The organism is Niabella pedocola, assembly GCF_021044425.1.
Taxonomy (GTDB): domain Bacteria; phylum Bacteroidota; class Bacteroidia; order Chitinophagales; family Chitinophagaceae; genus Niabella; species Niabella pedocola.
This window is the reverse complement of the sequence record NZ_JAJNEC010000007.1, coordinates 230,591-253,689: the sequence shown is the minus strand read 5'-3', so window position 1 is coordinate 253,689 and position 23,099 is coordinate 230,591. Positions and strand designations below refer to the sequence as shown.

Annotated in this window: 17 protein-coding genes; 8 read left to right on the top strand and 9 right to left on the bottom strand. The window is 48.4% G+C overall.

The window, feature by feature from the left end:
- Nucleotides 1-44 precede the first annotated feature (44 nt).
- The 3 genes from LQ567_RS22030 to LQ567_RS22020 form a co-directional block, all read right to left on the bottom strand.
- On the bottom strand, nt 45-3,122 hold the full coding sequence (locus tag LQ567_RS22030; RefSeq protein WP_231007980.1) for a SusC/RagA family TonB-linked outer membrane protein: 3,078 nt from the start codon (nt 3,120-3,122) through the stop codon (nt 45-47).
- A gap of 74 nt (nt 3,123-3,196) precedes the next feature.
- Nucleotides 3,197-4,450 carry an MFS transporter gene (locus LQ567_RS22025; protein ID WP_231007979.1) on the bottom strand — a complete coding sequence of 418 codons (1,254 nt, stop codon included), beginning with the start codon at nt 4,448-4,450 and terminating at the stop codon, nt 3,197-3,199.
- Nucleotides 4,443-5,936, bottom strand: a complete 1,494-nt coding sequence (locus LQ567_RS22020) for an FAD-dependent oxidoreductase (RefSeq protein WP_231007978.1) — start codon at nt 5,934-5,936, stop codon at nt 4,443-4,445. The genes LQ567_RS22025 and LQ567_RS22020 overlap by 8 nt, the downstream gene beginning before the upstream one ends.
- Before the next feature lie 244 nt (nt 5,937-6,180).
- Between LQ567_RS22020 and LQ567_RS22015 the strand changes: the two genes are divergently transcribed.
- From LQ567_RS22015 to LQ567_RS21995, 5 genes are all read left to right on the top strand, one after another.
- Nucleotides 6,181-7,197, top strand: coding sequence for a LacI family DNA-binding transcriptional regulator (locus LQ567_RS22015; protein ID WP_231007977.1), 1,017 nt, complete (start codon nt 6,181-6,183; stop codon nt 7,195-7,197).
- Nucleotides 7,198-7,449: 252 nt separating this feature from the next.
- Nucleotides 7,450-8,127 (top strand): DUF2625 domain-containing protein, encoded by a 678-nt coding sequence (locus LQ567_RS22010; RefSeq protein ID WP_231007976.1) that lies wholly within the window; start codon nt 7,450-7,452, stop codon nt 8,125-8,127.
- A gap of 123 nt (nt 8,128-8,250) precedes the next feature.
- Nucleotides 8,251-8,880: a TetR/AcrR family transcriptional regulator gene (locus tag LQ567_RS22005; protein WP_231007975.1), complete on the top strand. Its 630-nt coding sequence runs from the start codon at nt 8,251-8,253 to the stop codon at nt 8,878-8,880.
- Nucleotides 8,881-8,885: 5 nt separating this feature from the next.
- Nucleotides 8,886-9,113 (top strand): hypothetical protein, encoded by a 228-nt coding sequence (locus tag LQ567_RS22000; protein ID WP_231007974.1) that lies wholly within the window; start codon nt 8,886-8,888, stop codon nt 9,111-9,113.
- A 31-nt stretch (nt 9,114-9,144) separates the two neighbouring features.
- Nucleotides 9,145-10,416 carry an MFS transporter gene (locus LQ567_RS21995; protein ID WP_231007973.1) on the top strand — a complete coding sequence of 424 codons (1,272 nt, stop codon included), beginning with the start codon at nt 9,145-9,147 and terminating at the stop codon, nt 10,414-10,416.
- A gap of 130 nt (nt 10,417-10,546) precedes the next feature.
- Here the strand turns inward: LQ567_RS21995 and LQ567_RS21990 are convergent, their stop codons facing one another.
- The 4 genes from LQ567_RS21990 to LQ567_RS21975 all read right to left on the bottom strand — a co-directional run bounded on the left by LQ567_RS21990 (nt 10,547) and on the right by LQ567_RS21975 (nt 18,494).
- Entirely contained in the window at nt 10,547-11,077 is a 531-nt protein-coding gene (locus LQ567_RS21990; protein ID WP_231007971.1) for an outer membrane beta-barrel protein, read from the bottom strand.
- A 46-nt stretch (nt 11,078-11,123) separates the two neighbouring features.
- Entirely contained in the window at nt 11,124-11,804 is a 681-nt protein-coding gene (locus LQ567_RS21985; RefSeq protein WP_231007969.1) for a hypothetical protein, read from the bottom strand.
- Nucleotides 11,805-11,847: 43 nt separating this feature from the next.
- Nucleotides 11,848-12,237 carry a VOC family protein gene (locus tag LQ567_RS21980; RefSeq protein WP_231007967.1) on the bottom strand — a complete coding sequence of 130 codons (390 nt, stop codon included), beginning with the start codon at nt 12,235-12,237 and terminating at the stop codon, nt 11,848-11,850.
- 119 nt (nt 12,238-12,356) lie between these two features.
- Nucleotides 12,357-18,494 (bottom strand): alpha-2-macroglobulin family protein, encoded by a 6,138-nt coding sequence (locus LQ567_RS21975; protein WP_231007965.1) that lies wholly within the window; start codon nt 18,492-18,494, stop codon nt 12,357-12,359.
- A 180-nt stretch (nt 18,495-18,674) separates the two neighbouring features.
- Between LQ567_RS21975 and LQ567_RS21970 the strand changes: the two genes are divergently transcribed.
- Together LQ567_RS21970 and LQ567_RS21965 are read left to right on the top strand one after the other, a co-directional pair.
- Nucleotides 18,675-19,331, top strand: coding sequence for a protein-L-isoaspartate(D-aspartate) O-methyltransferase (locus LQ567_RS21970; RefSeq protein WP_231007964.1), 657 nt, complete (start codon nt 18,675-18,677; stop codon nt 19,329-19,331).
- Between the two features lie 10 nt (nt 19,332-19,341).
- Nucleotides 19,342-20,034: a LysE family translocator gene (locus LQ567_RS21965; protein ID WP_231007963.1), complete on the top strand. Its 693-nt coding sequence runs from the start codon at nt 19,342-19,344 to the stop codon at nt 20,032-20,034.
- Nucleotides 20,035-20,058: 24 nt separating this feature from the next.
- On the opposite strand, the gene LQ567_RS21960 is transcribed toward LQ567_RS21965, so the two are convergent.
- Together LQ567_RS21960 and LQ567_RS21955 are read right to left on the bottom strand one after the other, a co-directional pair.
- The gene (locus LQ567_RS21960) at nt 20,059-20,613 is read right to left on the bottom strand and encodes an FEKKY domain-containing protein (protein ID WP_231007962.1); all 555 of its coding nucleotides are present in this window, start codon (nt 20,611-20,613) and stop codon (nt 20,059-20,061) included.
- Between the two features lie 297 nt (nt 20,614-20,910).
- Nucleotides 20,911-22,227, bottom strand: coding sequence for a (Fe-S)-binding protein (locus LQ567_RS21955; RefSeq protein ID WP_231007961.1), 1,317 nt, complete (start codon nt 22,225-22,227; stop codon nt 20,911-20,913).
- An 80-nt stretch (nt 22,228-22,307) separates the two neighbouring features.
- On the opposite strand from LQ567_RS21955, the gene LQ567_RS21950 reads away from it, so the two are divergent.
- Nucleotides 22,308-22,799, top strand: coding sequence for a phosphoribosyltransferase family protein (locus LQ567_RS21950; RefSeq protein WP_231007960.1), 492 nt, complete (start codon nt 22,308-22,310; stop codon nt 22,797-22,799).
- Nucleotides 22,800-23,099 lie beyond the last annotated feature (300 nt).

Sequence of the window (23,099 nt, the reverse complement as noted above, 5' to 3'; positions counted from 1 at the left end):
TTTTTTTAATAGCTACCGGGTGCTTTGTATAAAGCATACCGCTATCAGAATTTGAGATTGATACCCAGGTTATAGGTTTTTACCTGCGGATAGTAGGCCCCATTGCTGGCGGCATCTATCTCCGGATCCCAGCCCGGCCAGAATTTGTCTGCCGTAAACAGGTTTTCACCGGAAAGGTAGATCCGCAGCTGGCTGATACCGGCTTTTTGCAATAGCTGTTTGGGAATGGTATAGCCCAGCTGTACATTCTTCACCCGCAGGTAGGCAGCGCTTTTCATCCAGAAATCGGAGATCTGGGTATTATTGGTTTCCCCAAATGCAAACCGGGGAAAAACAGCATTGGGATCCGGGTTTTCCTTGGTCCAGCGGTTTTTCTGATATTCGTAGGCGGTACCTCCGGACAGGAAGGGGGTGATGGCATTACCGGTGAGGTAACCATCGCGTTTGCCTACGCCCTGCAGGAATATGGAAAAATCGATGCCCTTATAATCTGCATTCAAATTGAGACTGTATGTAAAGCGGGGAATGGTGCTGCCCAGTACCTGGCGGTCGTTACCGTTAATGATACCGTCTGCCACCACATCTGTATAACGGATATCGCCGGGTCCCAGTTTTCCAAACTGTTGCGCATACAGGTACTTGCCACCGGCATCAAAATCTGCAGAAGATAACAGACCCATCGATTTTAACAGGTACAGGGAGTTAATGGGATACCCTTCGCGGTTTACGATGGTTCCGGTTTGCTGGATGCCTTTAATATCGAGTATTTTATTCTTTACATCCGACAAAGTAAAAGTGGCTCCGTATTTAAACGCATGTGCGGTATTGGAATAGTTCAGCTGAAAATCCCAGCCCTTGTTCTCCACCACACCCGCGTTCTGGAAAGGTGCCGCTACGCCCATGGTTTTGGGAATGCTGAGCTCCAGCAGGATGCCATTTGTTTTTTTGTAATAATAATCAAAAGACACCGACAGGTTGCGGAGTAAACGCGCATCCAGTCCGATATTGCTCATCTCCGTGGTTTCCCAGGAGATATTGGTATTGGCCAGGTTCATGATCGCCGCACCGTTCTGGATCTGTCCGTTGGAAATATATTTCGGATCGAGGTACACGGTGGGGGCGAAGGGATAGTTATTGCCAATCTCCTGGTTGCCCAGTCTTCCCCAGGAAGCTCTTAATTTGAGTTCACTTAACACGTCTCGGGTGGCAGCCATAAATGGTTCTTCAGAGATGCGCCAGCCGGCGGAGAAGGAGGGAAAGGTGCCCCATTTGTTGCCGGCAGCAAAACGGGAGGAACCATCATACCGGAGGTTGGCCTCGAGCAGGTACCGGTTGTCATATGCGTAATTGATCCTTCCGAAATAGGAGATCAGTGCCCATTCCGTAGCATAACCGCCGTTCTTCATATTGGCAGAAGAACCACCGGAAAGCACGGGATAATCGGGAAATAAAAAATTATCGCGGAAGGCGCTGAAACCGCTGTTGGAACCGGTATAATACTGGTAACCGGCCAGCGCACCCAGGGAGTGTTTGCTGATATTTTTGGAGAAGGTCAGCGTAGCTTCCAGCTGGTTCGTCTTATCCTGCGCTGTACTTTGATCCATCGTGTTTACACCGGGAACGGTAAAACGCAATGTGCCGTTGGGATCGTAGGTTTTTACCACATTTACAAAGGAGCGTACGTTGGGTTGGGAGTATGTGGGTGCAAAGCTGATCTTACCGGTTAAGAACTCAAAGGGTTTATAGCTTAAGGAAAAATTGCCGGATATGGGATAGCTGGTCTCCCGCCAGAAGCCACCGTTGCGGATAATGGCAACGGGGTTCACCCCATTCTGTCCTTCTGCCCATTGCCCGTTCGAATATTTCACCGCTTGTATAGCCGGCAGTTTGTTCATCAGTGCGAAGATCAATGCGGTACCCGTGGTGCTGCCCAATGCAGCGCCGGAGCCCCCGGGAAACTGGGATACCGATTTGCGGTCGTTGTTCACCAGGAATACATCAAAGGATCCGCTGAGCTTTGGAGAGATCTGCACGTTGGTATTTAACCGGGCATAGTAACGCCGGAAGCTGACGTCGTCGATCAGTCCGCCCTGGTTCAGGTAACCAAAGCTGCCGAAGAACTGTACCCTTTCGGTACCGCCGGAAAGTGCAATGACATGGTTGGTCTGAATGCCGCTGCCGGAAAGCACTTCCTTTTGCCAGTCGGTGTCGGGATACAGATCCGGCTTGCTGTCTTTATTGGTTTTGTAGTTGTTGATGTATTCTTCGGAATACAGCGGACTGAGCCCCACATTGGTATGTGCCTCATTGATCAGCAGCATATGGTCCAGTCCGTTTACCATCTTGGGCCGGTCTGTAGCGCTTTGTTTACCTACATACCCGTCATACGAAAATGAAAATTTTCCTTTCTTTCCTCTTTTGGTGGTGATGAGGATCACACCGTTGGCAGCACGCGATCCGTAGATGGCAGCGGAAGCCGCGTCTTTTAATACGGAAATCGATTCAATAGAAGATACGTCTACCGCGTTCATCGACATCACGATACCGTCTACCAGCACCAACGGATTGGAATTATTAAGCGTACCGATACCGCGGATGCGGATGGTGCCACCGTCCACACCGGGCTGACCGGTACTTTGTGTTACGGTAACACCCGGTGCCACGCCCTGCAGGGCCATGGAAGTTTGTCCTACCTGGCGTTTGGCCATATCTTCACCGGAAACGGCCGATACCGCACCCGTAAGGTTCACCTTCCTGGTGGTGCCGTAACCGATCACCACCACTTCTTCCATCCCTTTGGTATCCGGCTCCAGGCTAAGGTTCAGCACGGTGCGGCCATCCAGTGACTGCTCCTGTGTAAGATAGCCGATGGCAGAAATGATGAGTACGGCATCGGGAGTGGTTTCCAGCCGGAAATTTCCCTGCTCGTCGGTGGTGGTGCCCTGGAGCGGGTTGTTCTTTACCGTAACAGATACCCCTTGCAGCGGGCCACCCGCAGCGGCAGTAACGTTTCCGCTCACTGCTTTTTTTTGCTGGGCGTTTGCTGTCAGTGAAGTGAAAAGGAATGCCAGTAAGCAGCCCAATATCGGGCTCCGGGCATAATGCAGGATCTTTTTTATCATATGGACATAATTTTGGTGATCAATGTTAATGTTGCAATCGTTAGACCTGTAAGGCTAAAAGACCTTACAGCTTTTTATAATTTGATGATCTGACCCAGTTTGCCGATCAGTAGTTGTACGCCAAAAAAAGTGAGCAGGTACATCAGTCCTACCGCAATAAAAACCGGTGTGTACGAAACGTTCTGAACCGTCCACCCGATGGCAAATTGCGTAAGGATCGATGCGCATCCGCCCAGCGTGCCACCCAGCCCGGTAAGGGTTCCCTGTACCGATTTTGGAAAGACTTCTGCAGGAATGGTAATATTTCCCCATAACCCATGTCCGAACATCACGCCGGTGATCGCCAGTATGGCAATAGTCAGGCTGTGCGATGTAAACAGCAGCACACAGCAAAGGGGGATCAGCAGGGAGGCCGTCAGCATTACGGTTTTGCGGGAACGGTTCAATGACCAGCCGTTGTTGATGAGCCGTCGCGGAATGATGCCCCCTGCAATGGTGCCAATGGCCAGCGCCAGGTAGGGGATCCAGGCGAAATAACCCACCAGGTTCAACGTCATCCCCTGTTCTTCCTGTAAATATTTGGGAATCCAGAAGATCAGGAAATAGGTGCAGGGATCAATAAAGATGCGCGCTACAAAACAACCCCAGGATTGCCGCATGCGCAACAACTGGCCAATGCTGATCTTTTTTTTCGTGGGTTCCGGTTCTGCATCGCCTTCGATATATTGCAGTTCCTCTTTTGAGATGCGCGGATGGGTTTGCGGCGTGTAATAATATTTCCACCAGCAATACACCCATATAAAACCGATCAGACCGGTTACTACAAAGGCGGACTGCCAGCCCCAGGCAATAGTAATAAAACTTACCAGCGGAGCGGCTACCGCGGCACCGGCCGATGAACCCGCGTTCAGCAGCCCGATGGCCAGTGCACGCTCTTTTAAAGGGAACCATTCCGCCGCCGCTTTTACACCGGCGGGAAAGTTTCCGCTTTCTGCGGCGCCCAGCAAAAAACGGGCACCGCAGAACTGGGCCACGGTTTTGGCGAAGCCATGCAGCACGTTGGCTACAGACCAGCTGCCGGCAAACCACAGCAGGCTTTTGCGCGTGCCCCATTGATCTACCAGCCGGCCGCTGATGGCATACATAATGGTATAACTGAGCAAGAAGGAAGAGGTGATATAGGAATAGTCAATATCCGACAACCGCAGCTCCTTCTGGATGGAAGGAGCCAGTACCGACAGCACCTGGCGGTCCAGATAATTGAGGGCTGATACAAAGAACAGCAATGCGCCGATGCCCCACCTTAAATTCCCGTTGCTTTTATCCATGTTCAATATCTTTAAAAGGATTAAAATGACTCGCCGTGGCGCCGGAGCCTTCGCCCTTGTTAAGCACCAGGCCGGGATCCGCTTCCATGGTATCATCCATACCGATCAGGTATTGTCCCTGCCGGATCAGCGCTGCCCTTAATGCGTTTGTATCCACCTGGCGGCTGGTTAGTTTTGCTTTAACCATCGCCGCTGCGGCTACACCGGCACCCTGCCCGATACCCATGCAGGTAGCCATCACCCGTGCCGATCCAAAGGCAGTATGCGTAGCTGAAATACTCCGGCCGGCCACCAGCACATTGTTGAGACCGGTTGGTAATAAGCTCCGGTAGGGGATCTCATAAACAGCTTTTCCGGATCCGGTGAAGATCTGTTGTTCACCTTCCGGCGGATGAATATCGATGGCAAAAGTACCACAGGCAATGCCATCTTCAAAGGCCCGGTTGGAAAGTACATCCTGCTCGGTGAGTTTATAATCGCCTTTTATATGCCGGGTTTCACGTACGCCTACCTGCACACCGGTATCCAGGATATAGGATTGTTCAAATCCGCCTACATGTTTTTTCAGAAAATGATGGATCTGCCAGGCCTGGGAGCGGGTCTCTATTTCAGCCCGGGTAAGATCGGCCGCATTGGTACCGTCGATGCCCTGGAGCCTTGTGGCATTTACTGCGATCTGGCCTTCCATCGGTAATTGATAAAATAAGATTCTCGGTGCGGCATCTTTAGGAAACTCGCCGCTTTCCATTCCTTTTTTTACCAGTTCCTTTAATCCCAGGAAGGCAATGGCTTCGCTGGAATCGATCTCTTCGTCAGTAGGCGAATCTTTCAGCAGGTCGCGGTTATGTTTCATCCAGCTTCTGAGCGCTGTCATGTCAATGCCGCCGATCCGGTAAAACAAGGTCACCGGCTGCATGGCACCGTCTTCTTCACGGCCTTTTACAAAGGGCGCTCCGGCCATGGCGGCAACATCTGCGTCTGCAGAACAGTCGATGATCACCTGCGGACAAATGGCCTGGCGGCCTGATTTGTTTTCAATAATAACCGCGGTTACATTGCCGTTTTCTTTTTGCACGCCAACGGCCCAGGTATGCAATAGTAATTCCACACCAGCTTCCAGCGCCATCTGGAATAAAAGATATTTCATTCCCTCCGGATCAAAGGGGGTCATGGAGGCATTATCAAAAGTAAGATCAGTAACATGTCCCTGTGAGGATTTCAGTGCTACCAGGCGGTTCACCAGCTCGCCCGCAATACCGCGGATCACCTGTTTGCCTTTTACATCATGGAACGTAAACATCGGGTTTACCATTGCAATGGTCAGGTTGCCGCCCAGGAAACCATAACGTTCCAGCAGTATTACTTTCGCGCCATTTCTTGCAGCGGCAATGGCTGCACCAATACCAGCAGGACCGGCACCCACTACCAGTACTTCCGGGCGGGCATACACCGGCAGCTCCCGTTTTTCTTCTTCGATCGAGTTCATATGACAAATAATTTTCTGCTAATCTATTGCCCTGTTCCGGATAAAACAATGAATTGTCTTGTAATTTACGCGGGAACATTCCCGCAACCGTTCCCACAATTTCGTATCTTTCAGCAAGACGCGGCGATTTTGTTTTTAATGATCAAAATGGTTGTTTTGCAGATGGAGGGTTTGCTATATGGCACTTCCGGATGAGCATGCCGCTGCAGGTCTGGCAGCATTGATAACGTATAAAAGAGGATAGATGAAAAATCATCAGGTAACGATCATCGATATTGCCCGTGAGCTGGGCATTTCCAAGTCTACGGTTTCCCGTGCGTTAACCAACAGCACCAATATCCTGCCGGAAACAAGAGAGGCGGTATTGAAGAAAGCAAAGGAGCTGGATTACCAGCCCAATATGCTGGCATTGGGATTGATCCGGAACGAGTCGCGTACATTAGGAGTGGTGATACCGGATATCCAGAAGCCTTTTTTTGCGGCCATTGTAAGTGGTATTCAGCACACGGTGAGCCGCATCGGTTACCGGATCGTGATTGCGCAGTCGGATGAGTCGCCGCTGGAAGAAAAGGAAAATATAAAAGCCTTGATGCTAAGCAGGGTGGATGGCTTTATTGTTTGTCATACCCGTGATACAAAAGATTTTGAACACATTAAGCTTCTGCATGGCAAAGGCTATCCGTTGGTGTCTTTTGCCCGCATCTGCCCGGAACTGCCTATTCCTAAAGTGGTGGAAGACGATTTTAACGGGCTTTATACCACCACGCAGCACCTGATTGAACAAGGGAAAAAACGGATTGCGCTGCTGGCCGGGCCGCGACAGCTGCTGGCCAGCAAATTGCGGGTAAATGGATACAAGGTAGCCTTGCAGCAGCACGGTATTCCGTTTGATAAAGAACTGGTGGTGCATACAAAGTTCCTGCACGACCAGGTAGCAGCGGCACTGGAACGTTGGCTCAGCTTAAAACATCCGCCGGACGGTATTTGTACCATATATGATGCCGGTGCGGTAAAGCTGATTGAGCTACTGAAGCGAAAGGGAATCAAGATTCCGCATGAAATGGCTGTGGCCGGTTTTGGTGATGATCCGGCTGCATCGATCATCGAACCGGGGTTGACTTCCTATGCACAAAGGCCCTATGAAATAGGAGTGATCGCGGGAAAATATATGCTGGATCTGCTCAGCAAGAAGTACCCGGTGCATCATTCAGATATGACCATTTGTAAAGGGGCGCTGGTAGTGCGGGGCAGCAGCAGATAATTTTAATGGTTTATGAGCCCGGCTGCAGGAATGCTATGGAGCCGGGTTGCGTCGCACACTTGTACGGCAGCACAGATCCTGGCATAGCATATAACGATCTGTTTTTTCAATAAAATAAATAAACTATTTTAGTGCCGGCGCCAGATGCCAATAGTATAATATACGCTTATGGTAAAAACGCGTAATAGCCTACGTCTTCTGTTGCTCGCGACATTAATGATCTTTACTTTAACAACAACCGCTCAAAAGAATATGAAACCGATTGAAGAACTGACTAATACCACCGAGCCCGCATGGCCCCTGGTGCAGGATTGGATCAAAAAAGCAAAAAATAAAGTGGCGATTTTACCGGCGGATACCGCCCGGGCGAAAGACGCATTGCTGAAGCTGCAGGTGACCACCCGGTCGCCGATGGGAGCGCTTGTTTATGAAACCGGCGGCCTGCTGATCGACGATGGCTGGATCCGGATCCTGGGATCGGGTAGTGAAAAGCTGAAGCGCAGTCTGCCCCGCTGGAATAAAGGAAAATCGTTTAAAGATTACGGCGAACCGCCCGCATTTTTACTGATCGCGGATGATGCCATTGGTGGATTTTTCCTGTTGAATGGCGGTGCACTAGGTAAAGATGCCGGGAAAATATATTATTTATCTCCGGACAACCTGGAGTATGAGCCATTGGGTATTGGCTATACCGATTTCCTGCATTTTTGTTTTAACAGCGACCTGGAAAAATTTTATCAGGGAAACCGATGGACGGGCTGGAGAAATGATGTGTCCGGCCTTGAGGGTGATAACGTGTTTAATTTTTATCCGTTCTTATGGACAAAAGAAGGAAAGGATATAAACAAAAACTCAAGGAAGATCATACCGGTTGAGGAACAGTACCAGGTGAACATTGATTTCCGGAAACAATTGGGGCTTGATCAATAGTGCGGCTGACCATTACTACAAAAAAACTTCGAAGGTAGATCACCAGAGGCATATACAACGATAATATGGAAGTAGCCCTGGGTTAGATAAAATAAAAGTGAATGAACGCTCACTTATTAATTTTTGTTTCCTATTTTTGCGCCTGTAATGAGGGGACGCGATTTAAATAAGGAACGCCTGGTACGGGATACGGCCATTCAAATGCTGGTGGAACAGGGGCTTCAAGGCTTCAGCATGAACAAACTGGCCGGCGCCTGTAATATATCGGTGGCAACATTATACATCTATTATAAGGATAAGGATGATCTGATCCGGAAGTTGGGAGATGATGTGGGGAGCCGGCACATGGATGCGCTGTTGAGCGGGTTTTCACCGGAGATGCGGTTTCGTGAGGGGATCCGGAAACAATGGGAAAACCGTTCACAGTTTTACCTGAAATACCCGTTAGAGGCAATGTGTGCCGAAATCATCCGCCATTCGCCTTATGGTGAATGCATGGATAAAAAAAAGCTCCGGGTCTTTAAGGATGCAATGAGCGCTTTTGTTCAAAATGCCATTGACAGGGGGGAGTTGAAACCCATGCCGGTTGAAGCATTTTGGAGTATTGTATATGGACCGCTCTATACATTGCTGCGCTTTCACAGCCAGGGCAGTTCATTGGGTGGAAGAAAATTTGTATTTACAAAAGAGCTGATGCTTCAAACCCTGGAAATGGTACTGGACGCATTGAGCCCTTCTGTGAGTAAAAAATAAAGCCTATGTGCAACGATCTGAGTCATATTCTGGTTTTTAAAACCAATATCAGAACCGTCCGTAATAAAAAACGGGTACAACGCTTATTGGAAAACCGGGAGGGACTGTTGGCTTTTAACGTTGATCAGCAGGATTCGGATTGTGTACTCCGGGTGGTGGCCGCTACCATAACTGCAAAGGAAGTTAAGACGTTGCTGCAGGAAGCGGGCTTTGAATGTGCCGAGCTGGACTAATGAGTAGTTCCGTTAATTAAAAATCATACAAATGCAACAAAATACGGCGGAGTTGGTGCCGCTTTCGGGTTACCAGAAACTGGTTATTTTTATACTGGCGATGACGCAGTTCACCGTGGTACTCGACTTTATGGTTATGTCGCCCATGGGGGATATTTTAATGAAGTCGATGGGATTGACCACTTCCCAGTTTGGTATTGCAGTTTCCAGTTATGCGTTCAGTGCCGGACTTTCGGGGCTGCTGGCTGCAGGATATGCAGACCGGTTTGATCGTAAGAAGATCTTCCTGTTTTTTTACACCGGTTTTATAGCGGGCACTTTTTTATGTGGCATGGCCGGCTCTTATCCGATGCTGATTGCAGCACGCATTATAACCGGGCTTTTTGGTGGAGTGATCGGTTCCATTTCTATGGCCATCATTACCGATATTTTTGTACTGCAGCAAAGAGGACGGGTGATGGGATTTGTGCAAATGGGATTTGGTGCCAGCCAGGTATTGGGCATTCCGGTTGGATTGTTCCTTGCCAACAGCTGGGGCTGGCACAGTGCCTTTTTGTGGATTGCGGGTATGGCGGTAATTATTTTAGTGCTGGTTTCGTGGAAATTAAAGCCCATCAATAAACATCTGGCGTTGCAGCATGATCATTCGGCGTTCCGGCATTTATGGAACACGTTTTCAAAAAGGCAATACCGGATTGGTTTTGGTACCACGGCGCTGCTGTCCATCGGCGGATTTATGATGATGCCTTTCGGCAGCGCCTTTGCTATCAATAATCAGGGAGTAACGGAGCATCAGCTGCCGCTGCTTTTTATGATTTCCGGCATCAGTGCCCTGCTGATCATGCCGTTTATTGGAAAACTGAGTGATAAGAAAGATAAGTATACCATTTTTGCAACGGCTACTGTTGGGATGATGCTTATTGTGTTGGTGTATACAAATCTGGGCGTGATTCCTTTCTGGCTGGTGGTGCTTATAAACATCCTGATGATGGCGGGCATATTGGGCCGGATGACGCCGTCAACGGCACTGATAACGGCCGTACCCGAAATGCAGGACCGGGGCGCTTTTATGAGCATCAATGCCTCACTCCAACAACTGGCAGGTGGTATTGCCGCTGCTGTTGCCGGAATGATTGTGGTACAGAAAACAAAAACCAGTCCGCTCGAACATTATAATTTTGTTGGCTACGTAGTAGCGGCCATTTCTTTGCTGGCCATCTGGATGATGTTCCGCTTAAGCAATATGATAAAGCAACGAACCTTCAAGCGAACGCGGCCCGACCTGGCAAATCCTGAGATGTAACAGGTGCCGGGCCGCACCTATAAGAACTGCCTGTTTCAATTGTAGGCGAATTACCGCGCGCAACAGTTGATCCGGAAAACAATCTCCTGAACCAGGAGGCGTTACCGTCTTGGGTATGCGGCGGCCGTTTTTAAAAGATATAGGCCAGCTTTAATCCCAAATTGTGTTCATTTACATTGGCCGGGCGATCCTTTTTATCAAACCGGGAACGGCCAACCTTTACTGCCACGTCAAAATGTTTGGCGAATTCATACCCCAGGGAAAAATAATAGGTAAAACCTCCCGGTACCTTTTCGCCGTTATTGCGGTAATGTACATCGGTGGCAATGGTGTAACCCATAGCATCCTGTCCGTATAAGTTTTTAATAAGGGGCAATGGATATTTGATCACTGCCAGTACCGGAATCGCATTATAGGTGATGGTACCTGTTGGTATCAGAGGCCGGGTGCTGGCAAATCTTAAAAAGCCTGTATTTAAACCCAGGCCCAACCGCTCTTTTACCCATACCTCGCCCTGTGCAGAAACGCCGGCACCCCAAAAACCGGGATCGTGGCTAAAGGAGTGGAGGAACTCGGGACCGGCATTAACCTTAATGGTTTGTGCGTTTGCTCCATAAACGAGGGCCAGAACAATAGACAGTAAAACTATTCGCATCTTCATTTATTTTATTTTAAATAGCATTGAGCAATCATGGTGCAATCCGGTTTTACTGTGGCAGCTCCCGCGAACCTCTTTTTCGCGCAGTATAATACATCAGGTATTCTCCCAGCTTTCTTTGCTTGCCGGATTCTTTTTCAAAGACAGCCAACAGCTCCACATCGTCTTTTATCCGTTCTATTAAAATTCTTTTTGTCAATTCGGTGAGTTTGCCGGTCCTTATATCCAGTATATTACCCCTTACATACAGGGATGGGTTTGCGCCTCCGGAGGTTATCCCGTAGGGACCTACTACCGGAACACCAACAGGCGCTGATACACCTATATCCTCAAAGTAACTAATGGTGTCCAATATCAGCAATTTGGCAAAACGGGCATTTGGACCGAGGGGGGCGTCCGAGAATAGCGGGAATGCATCCTTTTTATACGAACGTGACCATATATAAATATAAGTGCCATCACAAAAACCAAATACAGGTCCGATCTTCCGTCCTTCTTTCTTACGAATTTCCAGTTCGTAAAGACGTTGCACCCGTTTATCAAAAAGAGAGGGTTTGGTGTCTTCCGAAAAGATTTGATACGTAAGCGGCAGTGAAGGATTGTTGTTTTTAAATTCTTCAAAGTTTCGGTACAACCCCCGCTTGTAACTTGTTTGCTCCAGGACCGGGTATTGTGCGTTTACCGCAGCCGTAATAAACAACAACAACAGTAAGATCCATTCTTTTCTCATAAGGGTTTATGTTGTGCGGCAAAGATAGCAGAAACTTTATGATCTACTGTTCATATAACTCGATCGGTAATCCATCAGGATCCGCGAAAAAGGTGAATTTTTTACCGGTATATGCATCCACCCGAACCGGCTCTGCCGCTATGTTTTTTGCAAGCAGTTGCTGAACGGCGGCTTCTACATCCGTTACTTCAAAGGCCAGATGCCGGAGACCCGTGGCCTCCGGCCTTGTAGGGCGTGCCGGCGGAGCGGGGAAGGAGAATAGCTCGATAAGATACTGCCCGTTCAGTGCCAGGTCCAGCTTGTAAGAATCCCGTTCGCTGCGGTATACTTCCTGCAGGATCGTAAAGCCCAGGAGCTCCGTATAGAATTTTTTTGAACGTGCATAGTCACCGCAGATGATTGCGATATGATGTAGCTTCTTTAAATCCAGCATAATGTTGTTTCGCTCTTTTGAGTACCAATAATACCTGTTTTAATTGAAAGTAGTTGTCTTTACTATACGATTTCCGGTTTTGTTCCGCTTCTGTTCAACGTCCGGCTTCAATGCTTCGTTTACTTTCCCACTGTAACCCTTACACCCTCACTATGTGCGGTGAACTCCGGGGCATACATGCATTGAATGCTGGTGATACCGTTGCTGAAGTTGCCGGCTACTGTGGCAAACAGACTGTATTCAAAAACATAAGTCCCTTTGGGCAGGTAGCCAAAGAAGAAATTGGTACTGGCATCCTTTGTGGTTTCATAATACCCCAGTCCGCCCTGCCATTTATAGGAGCTGAGCACATTGGTGGGCTCAAAACTGCTGGCCCGCATATCCTTCATGTGTACATACTCCATATCCCGGTCTGCCCGCAACTCTATACGCACCTTTATCTTATCGCCCACTTTTACCGTGTTACCTTCAGTTATAGGAGTTAATACAGGTCCCCGGTCGCTGTTGGTTTCGATAAACAATTTTTTGTTAAGTTTTAAAGGTGTTGCGGCAAAGGTAATCTTGTCGAGATCTTCAAAATACTGCCAGTACAGACTGCCCCAGGTGGGCAGTTTGCTCTTTTGGTATCCGGATACAGGATCTGTTATGGAAACGGTGATGTTCCCCATTTCCGGGCGCACTTTTTCTCCGGAGATGATCTTTTTCAGATAACCGGTGCCGGCTTCTGTTTTTTCCAGTGCCGATTCCACTTTTAGTCCGCCCAGGTCGATGGTTACTTCGGGCGCAATGCTTAACCATTGGGTGCCCTGCAACAATAATGCATAACAAGCTTCGGCCGTAGCCTTGGTGCTTTCCCAGTTATTGGTCTGTTTGTTTTTCAATAACCAGGTGCGCAGGTCGTCTGCTGTTGCCCGGTCTTTTGCGATTTCTTCAAAGGCCTCAATGATCAATGCCTGACGCTCAATAGGCGCCTCATACCACCACCAGCTGCGGGCGGCATCTTTATAGTACATGCCGAGTTCTTCGTTATTGATGGATGTTTCTTTCAACGATTTTAAAATGGCTTTGGGAGTTACAGCGTCTCCTTTGCGATGCAGGGCCAACGCGGTCATGCCCTGCATGTACTTATTGGTTTTTACCCATGTTTTGGCGGCCCGGTCGGTGAAATAGGCGGCGGCTTTTTGGGCGTTCGGAGCAATGCTGATCTGGTTAAAGAAGCTCCGCATATATAAATACTGGATCACATAATAGGAGGGAACGTATTCACCCAGCTTTGTTTTGCTGCGGATGAGTTCATCGTACGCTTCCTTTATTTTCCCGTCGAGATAGGGGATCGCCTTGCTGATCATATTGTCCAGTTTTTGCGCCTGTGTTTTTTCGATGGCATTTATTTTCTTCAGATGGCCAATGCCGGTTACAATATACTGCGTCATATACCGGTCGTCGCGTCCGCCCTTGAACCATACAAAGCCACCGTTAGAGCTTTGTAGCTGACTCAGTTTATCGTAGGCCTTGTTGAGCTCCCCGCTCATACGCACCAGGTCAAATAACAGGGCCAGGTTCTTTTTCTGTTGGTTTTCGTTCTGCGCCTGTAATACCCAGGGCGTTTCTTCCAGCAATACCGATTTGAGTTCCTGGTTCTTTTGGAGATTACTCAGCAATGCCGCTGTATCCTGTGTGCTCCAGGTACCGAAGATCTTTTTGATCTTCGGTGAACTATTGGCGATCAGGGTTGCCAGCGAGTTGGCATAATAACGGTTCCAGGTTTGCTCGGCACATTCATAAGGATACTCCATCATGTAGGGCAGTGCCTGCACGGCATACCAGGCAGGGTTGGAAGTGTATTCAACCGTTAGGGCCTGGGTACTTAGGGTTTCACTGTTACCGCTTTTGAGCAGTTTATCGAAGCTGAATTTTTTTGATCCGGAGCCCCGTAATTGCAGGGGCAGGGTTTCCGTAACCAGCATCCGGTTGGTGAGTACCGGAAGCATGTTTTCTTCGCCGTCGCTCAGGGCGGTAGCGTCATTGCTGCCGGTCACTTTTGCAACGATACGCCAGGTAACCGGTTTGCTGAACTGGTAGGGCACTTCAAGCGGGAAAAGCACAACCTGGCTTTGTCCCGCGGCAATGGTAAAGTATTGTTGCGGAATGGCATTCTTAAACCAGCCGTCCACCGGCTCATTGGTGGCCGCATCAAACAATTGCAGCGTGGCGATACCGGTAACTTCTTTTGGAGAAAGGTTTACAATTTTGCTGCTGAGTTCCAGCTTGTCGCCCTCTCTTAAGAACCGGGGTACATTGGGCTGCACCATCAGCTCCTTCTGGGTTACGATCTCCCGGGATGAATAGCCAAAAGCCAGTTCCTTTGTATGCGCCAGGGCCTGGAACTTCCAGCGGGTCAGTGCTTCGGGCATGGTAAAGGAAAAACGGATATTTCCTTTTTCATCGGTTTTCAGATCCGGGAAGAAGAAGGCGGTTTCGTTCATGTTTTTACGGATCTGTGTTCCCGGATCCTGTGGGAGCCCGGTTGTTGCCGCCACTGTTTCTGAATCTTTCAGCTCTTCAATTCCTTTACCGTCCATTACCGCCGGAGCCGGTGCCATTTCGCTTTGCATGGCGCTAACCGACCCGGTCAGGTCTTTTCTTTTGGCACCCGTTGCCATAGCCACCGTTTCATTTGCCACTGCACCTCTGGCCCGCAATCCTATCGGTCCGTCCCATCCATAAATACCCGGGAGCTCGGGGCCAAAAAGCTGGTCATAGCGTTTGTCGATATCCTGGTAATCATAATTAAGCGTTGTACGGGCCATCGAATGGATATTGCTGAAATTGGCAGCTGCATTCCAGTTGGTATAATTGTAGTAATTGGGCCAAATGCCAGGTACGTTCCATTGATGCGGGTAAAACTGGTCGAGAGACGCGTCGTACATACCCGCGAGCATTTCCGCCGCTACCTTGTCGCTCTTATGGCCGCTGAGCAGAACACTCCATTTCTCTTCGGCTCCGGGCAGGGTTTTATCCCGGAAGGTTTCATAAGTAATCTTCAGTTGCTTATTGCTCCAGGGCACGGAGATGATATTATAGTTGGTATAGAGCCGGTTGTTCTTTACAAACATATAACTAACCCCGTACCCGCCCCGGTCTGCCTCCGTGGCTCCAAAATCAAAGCTCTTTATTTCATCGTTCAGGGATGCATAGCTATAACCGGTGGTGGTTTTGTCAAGGGCCTGTACCAGGAATACATTCCGTGCGCTGCTTCCGATTTTTACGGTGGTTTTTTCGCCGGGTTCAATAGCGCCGGATGCTTTCGTCCAGAGGTATTGCGGAATGGTGGGGCGTTGCTGCTGCTCCTGGTAGATCTCCGTATAATGCACGTCTTTTATGGCGTTGCCATCCTTATCCTTAGTTGTTATTTCGATGGCATAATAACCGGCTTCTGTGATGGGGCGTGATAACCGGATGATGCCCGTGGAGTCGGTAGTGGCCGGTTGGCTCAGGATCTCTTTTTCTTTTGGCCAGCTGGCAGGATCGTTTTCGTTCTTATAAATATCATTGGGAAAACTTTGCACATAGGCTTCCCTGGTCATTACAAACTGATCAGGCAGCTCCCAGTACCGGTTCCGCAACAGGCGTTGTTCGGGCAACAGCCGGCTGATGCTGATCTGGATGCCGGCTTTTTCAAATTCGCCGGCCATGTTTTCTGTGCGGACATTTAATTGTTTTGCAGCTGTTACACTGATCCGCTGGGGAATATCCGCACGTAGCAGCAACGATTTGTAGCCGACGGAAACAGACCGTTCGCCGCTTCTGACTTCTCCGTTTACATCGGTGATATCTGCATAAACCTGGTAGTCAAACACCGGGTCCATTTTGGGGTCGATGCTACGGTCAGGGATCGCATTGAAAACGATTTTGAATCGTCCATCGGCATCGGTTTGGGTTTCTCCCTGCGTGATCTCCATTTGCTCCTGGTTAATGGGGAACCAGTAACGGGCAAAGATCCAGGGGTAGGGAAACCGGGCCTTGCGTACCACCCGGTATTTGACATGAGCTCCGTCGATATTGTTACCGGCATAGGCTTTTGCGGTTCCCGAAACCGTAATGTTTTCATTCAGCTTATACGTGCCTTTTTGTTTTTCAAAGTCTACAAAAAATTTGGGCCGCTTGTATTCTTCCATCTTAAAGCCAATACTGCCTTGCGGGGTTGCAATACTCAAATTACCGTTCAGCAAGCCTTCCGGTAACTGGAAGCTTCCGGAGAAGGAACCGAAATCGTTTGTGACGAGGTCTGTTGAGGCCACTTTCTGATGGTTGGCGTCGTAAAGCGTTACGGTTGTTTTAAATGCTGCTAATACCGTCGACTTTTTCTCCTTCGGCTCATGGCTCATGGCAATGCCCTTATAATAAACCGTTTGTCCGGGCCGGTAAATACTCCGGTCGGTAAATAGCACAACAGAAGTGTTCTTTTTTTGGTTTTCCGCCGGCTCATAACTATTGTAATAATAATAACCATAATTGTTATCGTCCATAAAGAACCGTTCGTCTTTATAGGTAATATCCAGCAGGTAATTATTTCCCGGGTTCCGCTTCCCGTTCCCGGAGTTACCGGCATTCATCCGGAAATACCCGTTTTTGTCGGCCGTCGTTTCTGCTACTTTAGTGTTCTGATAGGTACTGGTCTTATAATCATATAGCTTTTGCCAGATGGTAACTTTTGCTGCGGCAAGGGGCTGACCGCTGTTACGGTCGAGTACAAAGAAATCATTTTTCTGGTTTACATAACTGATGCCGGAATGATAAACGAGCTGAAAAGCCAGGATGTTCTGGTCCTGGCTAAACGCTTTGTTCAGGGAAGTAAAAATGAAATATTCCCCTGCAGGTAATCCTTCAGCTTTGATCTCTGCACTATGCGAACGATAGTCGTCAGCTGCCGGTAAAGCCTGCTCCCAGGATTGCACCGGCGTGGCTGCGGCCAGTTGTGCCCAGTATTTTTCTTCGCCGTTGCGGTTTTTAATAGCTGTTTTGAGTGATTCCGTGGCTTTTACCACCCGCAGGTAAACCAGGGGTACGTTTTTATAAGACACCAGTATGCGGAACGGGGTTTGGGGCAGGTTTACCTTTTCCAGCTGAAAGCTAAAGCTGGGTTGCCTGATCTGTTGCAACAGATTATAGGCATTGGCGCTTCCTTCGCTACGTTCTTTTTTTGCAACGATCTGCTCCAGGATGTTTTTGGCGGTTATCAGGTCCCTGTTCTCAGGATTTTTGCTGTTGTTGGGCAGTTGTGCCTGAGCATAATGCCACTGTGCCATCAGGTACAGTGCCTGCGTGGCCGCAGGCTGACCCTTATGCAGCTGTGTGAGCTTTTCCATCGCCGCATAATAAAGGGCTTCTTTATCCGGGTTTACCGCGTGCTCGTATACAAACTGTAGCCGGCTGATGTCTGCATCGATCAATGCATCCGGTTTGGGATCATTTAAATGAAATTGAAGCAGCTTTTGATACAGTTGCAGCGCTTTAAATGATAATGAAAGGGAATCCCGGGTTTCGAACCGGTTGGCCGCGAAGTCTGCGGCAGGTGCAAATGCGGCCGGCTGGTTGATCTCAAATTTATAGGCCGGCTGAGTGACCGAACGTTCGGAGCTGCTAAAATAGCTGAGCGCCCGGAAGGCCAGCAGATCGTAAAGGGTAGGACGCAGGCTCCGGGTATTGCCTTTTTCAATAAGCGCGTCGTAATCTTCCAGTCGTACCCGGTGCAGGAGCGCCTCGTCCTTCAGGGATTCCAGGTAAAGGCTGCTGATCTTTTGTGTAAAATCATCGATGGTCCATGTAGCCGGATCCGATTTTTGAAAACCGGCCGTATTGGTACGGTTATAGAGTTGATACCGGTTTTGATTAAAATAAGACTGGTATACGCCGGCCAGGTAACTATTGAGCAATGCCGTCACGGCTCCCTTGCTGCCCGCTATTTCTTTTTCCAGCTCCGTAATACTGGAAAGGGCATTGTTTTCGCGGTTTTCATCCTGGAGCCGGTTCATATAGATGAGGGCTTTCACCAGTTGCGCCTCCTGGCGATCGGTTTTTGCCCGGGTGTACAAGGTTTTTACGGTTGCCAGGGCCGATGCAGGGAGCCCCTTGTTTATGTATTGTTCAACGGTCTTCCATTCCGTTTCATAATTTTTGATCGTTTGTGCGTTTGGTTTCATACAGGTAAACAGGATAATCAGTAATAAAAAGATGCCACTGTTCAGTATTTTCATATAAAGACGTTTATTAATGGATGCGCTTTTAGGTAAAATTACATAACCCGGCGCATTTTACGGATGGTAACGGAATACTGGTGCAGAACGCAACAGGAAACGCATTTCAGAAGGGGATGGGGATAAGATTTAACGGATATATGTGCCAAATAGGCCAGGCTTTTTTACATTTGCACACTTATGAGGAGGACGTTAGATGATACATACAGGCATAAGGGATTAAGAAAAAAGCTCGTAGAAGTAATAAAAGAAAAGGGCATAACAGATGAAGCGGTGCTTGAAGCTATGAACACCATTCCCCGCCATTTCTTTTTGGATTCGGCTTTTGATGATGTGGCCTATGAGGACCGGGCGTTCCCGATTGGTGAAGGACAAACCATTTCGCAACCGTATACGGTGGCCTATCAATCGCAATTGCTGGAAACCGTACCCGGACAAAAAGTGCTGGAGATTGGTACGGGAAGTGCGTACCAGGCCGTGGTACTGGCAAAAATGGGATTAAAAGTATTTACGATCGAACGGCAGAAAAAACTGTTTGAGGAAAACAAAAAATTCACCTATCTTAAACAATTTCCATTTATAAAATTTTTTTATGGAGATGGTTACCAGGGATTACCTACCTACGGTCCTTTTGACCGGGTGATCATTACGGCGGCGGCACCCTCCATTCCACCAAAACTGGTAGAACAGTTGAAACCGGGGGGCATGATGGTAATACCGGTAGGCGCGGGAGATGTACAACAGATGCGGCGGATCATTAAGCAAACCGACGGAACGATAAAGGAAGATCTGTTCGATAATTTTTCGTTTGTACCGATGCTTGCAGGCAAAAACTAAATGATAAATCGTGAGTGAACAACAGGCAGGAGGCTTGGTGAAGATTTTTTTTACGGGAATGCTGGTGAGCTTTCTCGGATCGTTGCCCCTGGGCACATTAAATATCGCGGCTATGCAGATCGCGATCAGCCAGTCTGTTAAAAATGCGCTGTTGTTTTCTTTGGGTTCGCTTACTGCGGAGGTGGTGTATGTGCGGCTGTCCCTGGTGGCGATGGATTGGGTGCGCAAGCAGGAAAAGATCTTCCGGTTGCTGGAATGGTTAACCCTGCTGATTATTGTGGCGCTGGCTGTTTCCAGTCTGTATGCAGCCATGCATCCTTCCGGTGGAAAGAACGTGATATTAAACAATAACCTTCCGTCTTATTTACTGGGGCTTACCATGAGTGCGGTCAACCCGGTGCAGATCCCGTTCTGGTTCGGTTGGAGCACGGTGTTATTTACAAAGAATGTGCTGAAGCCCAAGGCTTCTTATTATAATTTTTATATTGTAGGCATCGGACTGGGTACCTTATTGGGAAACTGTGTATTCATTTTTGGCGGCCGGCTGATCGCCGGTAAGATCCAGAATAACCAGTCGTTGATGAACTACATCATCGGTGGCGTGTTTGTCATAACGGCGCTGATCCAGGCCTGGCGGATGTTTATCAAAAAGAAAGATATCAGCGCCAAGCTCCATGAAACGGAACAGGAAAAGGACCGATGATCGTACACGCCAGGTTTTAATGCATTAAGGGCAGCAGGCATCCAGTTCCTTTTGCATGCGTTTCTTCCAGCCCCGGCCATTTCTTTTATTCAGATAATCCGCGGTTAACTGTTCGTAGTATGCATCTGCTTTTTCCTCAATCGGCCCAAGCACACAATAAAAACTGGTGGAGATACCATACCTGGCCCGGATGCTGTCTTTTTTCAGATCGGTTGAATCATATACCGGCAACCCATAGGATACAAAGGTGACAGCGTCTTTTTGTATGTCATTCTCCGCCCGCTTTTTTGTTTCCCAAATCATTTCCTTATACTTCTGGTGGGTCTTATAAATGCCTGTTAGCCCCAACGCCATAAAAAGTAAGGCTGCCATAACCTGCAGGATAGATGCGATCTTAAAAAATACCCTGATAAAGGAATGCCTCCGGGAGATAACGAATGCAAGTGTGAAAGCAAACAGGAGTAATGCCAGGTATAAAAGAAGTAAAGGACGCCATTCCACCAGCTTTGCCAGGTATGCAATATCAAAGGGCAGCGGATAGCTAAATGCGTAGTAGCTGCAAATGATCAAGGACCACATCAGCAGGGCGGTGGCCAGGGTCAGAAACAGGATTTTTTCATATATATATCCAGATGCAAAAATGTGTAGTTTTCCATATGCCGGTTTAATACGGTTCCGGATTCGATACGGTCCGGAACGGTAATGAAATCAATATACCGGCCGCTAAAAAGATATCCGCCATACCTGCATTTCAGTCCAGGTGATAGCGGATAATAAGTACGGAATGTTAAAGGGGTGGTTTGAATAGCATAACCTGCCTTGTCATCGGAGGGTGTACGGCCTCCTGACTGAGGAGCTTAAAAGTGAAACTTGAATCTACATCGTTTGTGTCCAGGCATCCCGGTCATCCGGGCTGAACTTCCAGGGAGCAAAATTATTTTCTACATTGCTGAACATCGTATTCCATTCCTGGGGTGCATTGCTTTCTTCCATTACCAGGTAGCGGCGCAGCTGGAGAATGATATCAAGCGGATTAATGCTTACCGGGCATTCCTGCACACAGGCATTACAGGTGGTACAGGCCCGCAACTCCTCCACAGAAATATAATCGTGCAGCAGGCTTTTACCGTCGTCTTTCCATTCTTTATGCTGGGTGATGTTTTTACCCATTTCCTCTGCGCGGTCGCGGGTATCCATCATGATCTTACGAGGAGATAATAATTTGCCGGTACTGTTTGCCGGGCAGGCAGCACTGCAACGGCCGCATTCGGTACAGCTGTAGGCATCCAGCAGGTTCTTCCAGCTGAGGTCCGTTACATCTTTTGCCCCGAAGCGGGAAGGGGGGGCGGCATCGGTTGGTGCCAGTTCCGGCTGCATGGCATATAATACCTCGTTCTGTACCGCGGGCATATTCTCCATTTCACCCATGGGTGTTAACCGGGCGTAATAAGCGTTGGGAAATGCCAGCAGGATGTGCAAATGCTTGGAGTAGGGCAGGTAATTTAAAAACGCCAGGATGCCGATGATATGCAGCCACCAGCAGGCCCGTTCCAGCAACTGCAGCGAACCATCGGAAAGCCCGCTGATCAATGGTTGAAGGTACTGGGATATAATAAAATTACCGGTAAAATGTGCCGCATAATGCTCCGCGCCGCGTGCCTGGAGCAAGGTATCGCTGGCATTCATGGTAAGAAACAATGCCATCAGCACAATTTCTGTAATAAGAATATAATTGGCATCGCTGCGGGGCCAGCCGTTAAGGTCCTTGCTTAAAAAGCGCCGGATCTTTAATACATTTCTCCGGATCAGGAAAATGGCACAGAAGGTCAGCACAGCCAGTGCCAGCAGTTCAAAAGCGTTGATCAGGAAGGTGTAAAATCCTCCGAGTGCCCCGGCAAACAGCCGGTGCGTACCCAATACACCGTCCAGGATGATTTCAAGGACCTCGATATTAATGATGATAAAACCAGCGTATACAAAGAAATGCAGTACACCTACCAGTGGGTTGCGGAACATTTTTTTTTGTCCGAGAGCCAGCAACAACACATTCCGCCAGCGCTGATCCGGATGATCGTTGATGGCTTCATCCCTTCCCAGATTGATATTCCGGCGGATCTGCGTTATTTTTTTTGCAAAAAATACAACGGCGGCGATAAATAACAGTACAAATAAAATTTGTTGAGCAATTTGCATGAGCATTCAGTTACAAAGTGCTAATTTACGGCTTCCTTTACAAGTAGAGGCATTTTGAAAGCAATTTAAACGCATCGCAGGTGAAAAAATATCTATTGAATACCGAAACCGTGGAGAAGAAATTGCAGCGACTGGCGCTGGAACTGATTGAAAACAATCTGGATGTGCCGGAGCTGATCCTCGTAGGTATTGAAGAACACGGTGTGGTGCTGGCAAAAAACATACAGCAACTGATCCAAAAAAACAGTAAGATCGCTACCGAGTTGCTCACCCTGCAGCTGAACAAGAAAAAGCCGGAGGCTGTAACACTGAGCCGGGAAATGGATTTTACGGATAAGGTGATCGTGCTGATTGATGATGTAACCAACAGCGGTAAAACACTGCTTTATGCATTAAAACCATTTTTGAATGCGCATCCCGCGCGCATCCAGACGCTGGTGCTGGTAGAGCGTACCCATACCCTGTTTCCCATTACACCGGATTATAAAGGAATTTCCCTTGCCACTACACTTCAGGATCATATTTATGTAGAGGTAGACGGCGATAAGGTTACCGGTGCGTATCTTGCTTAGTTTTTGGGTTCCAGGTTCAACGTTTAAAGTTTCAGTTAGATTCGTTTCGTATTTGAAGATCTATTGCCCATTCAATGCTATTTTCTTAAGCGATTTTTTGTGGTAATTTAACCACGATGGACGCAATGCATCCGCAAAGGCAATGAAAGTCCTTATGGCAGGTGTCCTGGCGAACCTGGCGCGGCCCTCGCGCCCGTTGCGGTAACACTCAACCACAAAGATGCCGGTACCATTACTATTCAATGTGGTTTTCTTAAAGCCGCAGATACGCAGATTTTGTACCGGCTTTAATTGCCGAGA